We start from the raw sequence: 4,122 nt of genomic DNA on the forward strand, positions 1-4,122 counted from the left end.
GCGGCGGCGCCCCCGGCGGCGGCCCGGACCTGCGGGCGATGCTGCTGCCGGTGGAGCGCCCCGAACACCCGCTGGACAGCCCCACCCCGGGCTACGCTGCGGTGTTCGCGCTGGAGTATGCGCTGGCCCGGCTCTGGCGCTCCCTGGGCGTCGAGCCGGAGGCGATGATCGGGCACAGCCTCGGCGAGTACGTCGCCGCGTGCCTGGCGGGCGTCTTCTCGCTGCCCGACGCCCTGCACGTGGTGGTGGAGCGCGCCCGGCTGATCGAGCGGCAGGGCGAGGGCGCCATGCTCGCGGTGCCGCTGTCGGAGGAGGAGGCGGTCCGTCACACCGGGCCGGACGTCTGCCTCGCCGCGGTGAACGGACCGCGCACCTGCGTGCTCTCCGGGACCGTCGATGCGATCGAGGCGGTGGCCCACGCGCTGCTGGAGAACGGGATCGCGTCGCGCCGGCTGCCCACCCGGTTCGCCTTCCACTCGCCGATGATGGATGGCGCGGTCGACCCGTACGAGCGGCTGGTCCGCCAGGTCCGGCTGGCCGCGCCGCGGATCCCCTTCGTCTCCAACGTCTCCGGCACCTGGATCACCGCCGAGGAGGCCACCGACCCGCGGTACTGGGCCGAGCACCTGCGGCGCACCGTCCGGTTCGCGGACGGGACCGCCACGCTCTGGTCGGTGCCGGACGTGCTCGTGGTGGAGGTCGGACCCGGCCGGACCCTGGCCACCGGGATCCTGCAGCACCCGGCCGCCGCGGCCGTCGCCGACCGCGTCGTGGTGCACTCGCTGCCGGGCGCCTTCGACCGGGAGAGCGACCGGGCGACCCTGCTGCAGGCCGCCGCCCGGCTGTGGCTCGCCGGCCGCTCCTGCCCCTTCCCCGACCAGGCCGGGGCACCGAGGGTCCCGCTGCCCACCTACCCGTTCCAGCGCCGCCGCTACTGGATCGAGCCCGCCACGGCGACGGCCTCCGCCTCCGCCGCTGCCTCCGCGGCCCCGGTGCGGCGCCGCGAGGTGTCCGCGTGGTTCCACGCACCGTCCTGGCGCCAGACGGCGCCGGTCGCCCCGGCGGCGGGGGAGCGGCTGGCCGCGCACGACTGGCTGGTCTTCGTGGACGCCACCGGCGTCGGCGCCGGGATCGCCGAGGGCCTGGAGCAGGCCGGCGCGCGGGTGCGCACCGTCGTCGCCGGCAACGAGTGGAGCCGCAAGGGCGACGGCGTGTACGTCCTCGACCCCGACCGGCCGGAGCACTACGCCGAGCTGGCCCGCGCCCTGCGCGACGAGGGCGGACTGCCCGACCGGCTGGTCCACTGCTGGGGCGTCGGCGAGGACGCCGGCCGCCCGATGGCGCCAGAGACCGTCCGGGACCTGCTGCGGCGCGGATTCGACTCGCTGGTGCAGTGGGCCCAGGCCGTCGAGCCGGAGCTGATGGCGGCGGCCCCGCAGCGCTGGGACGTGGTCACCAGCGAGGTCCTCGCGGCCACCGGCGAGGAGGACCTGTGCCCGCCGAAGGCCACCGTGCAGGGCATCTGCCGGGTGCTCCCACAGGAGTACCCCTCGCTCACCTGCGTCCACCTGGATCTCGCCCTCACGGGTGGGGAGCCCGGACCGGGGGCCGTCGAGCGGATCCTGGAGGACCTCGCCCGCCCCGCCGCCGAGCGCACCCTCGCCCTGCGCGGCAACCGCCGGTGGACGCCGGCGTTCGTTGCCGCCGAACCGCTGCCCCGGTTGGGCGCCGCGGTCCGCCCGGGCGGGGTCTACCTGATCACCGGAGGCCTGGGCAAGATCGGCCTGGTCGTGGCCCGGGCGCTCGCCGACCGCGAGCGCGTCAGGCTGGTCCTGCTCGGCCGCGCCGGCCTGCCGCCCCGCGAGGACTGGGACGACCCCGCGCTGCCGGCCGCCGCGGCCGGGACGGTCGCCGCGGTCCGCGCGCTGGAGGACCTCGGCAGCGAGGTCGTGGTGGTCGCGGCCGACGTCTCCGACCGGGACGCGATGCGCGCGGTGAAGGAGAACCTCGTCCGGGAGTACGGCCGCGTCGACGGGCTGGTGCACTGCGCCGGGACCACCGGCGCGGCGGCCCACCGGGTGGTCGCGGACCTCGGCGAGCAGGAACGGGCCTGGCACTTCGCCCCGAAGCTGTACGGCACCTACGTGCTGGAGGAGGTGCTGGCCGACCAGCGGCTCGACTTCGCGATCCTCTGCTCCTCGATCGCCTCGCTGCTCGGCGGTCTCGGCTTCGGCGCCTACGCGGCCGCGAACGCGGCCCTGGATGCCTTCGCCCAGAACCGGCACGGCGTCGGCGGGCAGCCCTGGACGAGCGTCAACTGGGAGGCGTGGCGCTTTCCGGGGACGGGCGGGGACGGCGACGGCATCGGGGCGGCGATCCAGGAGATGGCCCTCAGCCCCGAGGAGGGCCGGCAGGTCACGGACGCGCTGCTGCTCGGCGCTGCGCAACCGCAGGTCGTCGTCTCCACCACCGACCCGGCCCGGCGCCGCGAGCAGTGGACCGCCCCGGTCGCGCAGGCGCCGGCCATGTCCCGCCGGCGCCACGAGCGGCCCAACCTGCGCAACCCGTACGTGGCACCGGAGAGCGGCACCGAGCTGCAGGTCGCCGAGATCTGGCAGGAACTGCTCGGGGTGCAGGCGGTCGGAGTGCACGACAACTTCTTCGAACTGGGCGGCAGTTCGCTGCTGGGCCTGCAGGTCGTCCACCGGCTGCGGCAGGACCTGGCCCTAGCGGTGCCGCTCACCGTCGTGTACGAGGGCCCGACCGTTCGCTCCCTCGGCCGGCTGGTCGACGAGCTCCGGGCGGCGGAGTGACAACCGCCGCCACCACCACGCACCCGTCACCCCTCACCCGCGATACCGAAGGCGGTAGCACCTTGCCCATCACCAGGATCGGCGTCATCGGCGCCGGCACCATCGGACGGGGCGTGGCCCAGTCCCTCGCCCAGTCCTCCTACGAGGTGACCCTCGTGGACATCTCCAAGAGCCAGCTCGCCTCCGCGCGGGCCCAGATCGAGCAGGACCTGCTGATGCAGGGCCTGTTCCGCCGGGACCTCCCAGAGACCGACCCGGCGGCGGTGCTCGGCCGGATCACCGACGCCACGGAGCTGGACGCCCTGGCCGACGTCGACTTCGTGGTGGAGAACGTCACCGAGAACTGGGACGTCAAGCGCGAGGTCTACGAGCGGATCGACACCGTCTGTCGGCCCGGGGTGGTGTTCGGGGTCAACACCTCGGCGGTCCCGATCACCCGCGTCGCCTCGGTCACCGGCCGGCCGGAGCAGGTCCTGGGGCTGCACTTCATGAACCCGGTGCCGCTCATGGACACCGTCGAGGTGGTCCGCGGCCACCACACCTCGGACGAGACCATCGCCACCGCGCTCGGCGTGCTCGACACCGCGGGCAAGGAGGGCATCGTCGTCCAGGACCTGCCCGGCTTCGTCACCAACCGGGTGCTGATGCTGACCATCAACGAGGCCGTCTTCTGCGTCCAGGACCAGGTCGCCACCGCCGAGCAGGTCGACCGGATGTTCAAGGGCTGCTTCGGTCACCGGATGGGCCCCCTGGAGACGGGCGACCTCATCGGCCTGGACACCATCCTGAACTCGCTGACGGTCATGTACGAGAGCTTCCGGGACTCCAAGTACCGGCCCGCCCCGCTGCTCCAGAAGATGGTCGACGCCGGCCTGCTCGGGCGCAAGACGTCGCGCGGTTTTTACACGTACCAGTAGACCCCCTTTCCCTTCAGGAGGAACACCCGCATGTCGAACGACGACGTGAAGATCCGCATCAAGACGTTCCTGGCCCCGCACCTGGGCGGCGACGAACTGGCCGACGGCGACGACATCTTCGCCCTGGGCTACGTGAACTCCCTGTTCGCCATGCAGCTCGCGCTCTTCCTGCAGCGCGAGTTCTCCCTGCAACTGGAGTCACAGGACATGGAGTTCGACAACTTCCGTTCGGTCGAAGGACTGGCCCGGCTGGTCCGGTCGAAGACCGCCGCGGCCGCGTGACCGCCCGGCCCCGGCGAGCCGTTACGACCGGGCGGTCGGGCTGGAGCGCGAACGGCTCGTCTACCGGGTGATGCTGGAGCGCGAGCACGGCGGAGACTGGCGCAAGGCAC

3 protein-coding genes are annotated in these 4,122 nt (G+C 73.7%); all 3 read left to right on the top strand.

The window, feature by feature from the left end:
• A partial coding sequence (locus ABZ885_RS36640; protein ID WP_360198811.1) for an SDR family oxidoreductase occupies positions 1 to 2,813 on the top strand: 2,813 nt, incomplete at its 5' end.
• A 62-nt stretch (positions 2,814 to 2,875) separates the two neighbouring features.
• Positions 2,876 to 3,730, top strand: coding sequence for a 3-hydroxyacyl-CoA dehydrogenase family protein (locus ABZ885_RS36645; RefSeq protein ID WP_360198813.1), 855 nt, complete (start codon positions 2,876 to 2,878; stop codon positions 3,728 to 3,730).
• A gap of 30 nt (positions 3,731 to 3,760) precedes the next feature.
• Entirely contained in the window at positions 3,761 to 4,012 is a 252-nt protein-coding gene (locus tag ABZ885_RS36650) for a phosphopantetheine-binding protein (RefSeq protein ID WP_360198816.1), read from the top strand.
• The last annotated feature ends 110 nt before the right edge of the window (positions 4,013 to 4,122 follow it).

This window comes from Kitasatospora sp. NPDC047058, from assembly GCF_040643935.1.
In the GTDB taxonomy this organism is placed as follows: domain Bacteria; phylum Actinomycetota; class Actinomycetes; order Streptomycetales; family Streptomycetaceae; genus Kitasatospora.

Coding starts and splice junctions, on each gene's coding strand:
- ABZ885_RS36650 (WP_360198816.1), top strand. CDS start 3,761: ATGTCGAACGACGACGTGAAGATCCGCATCAAGACGTTCCTGGCCCCG.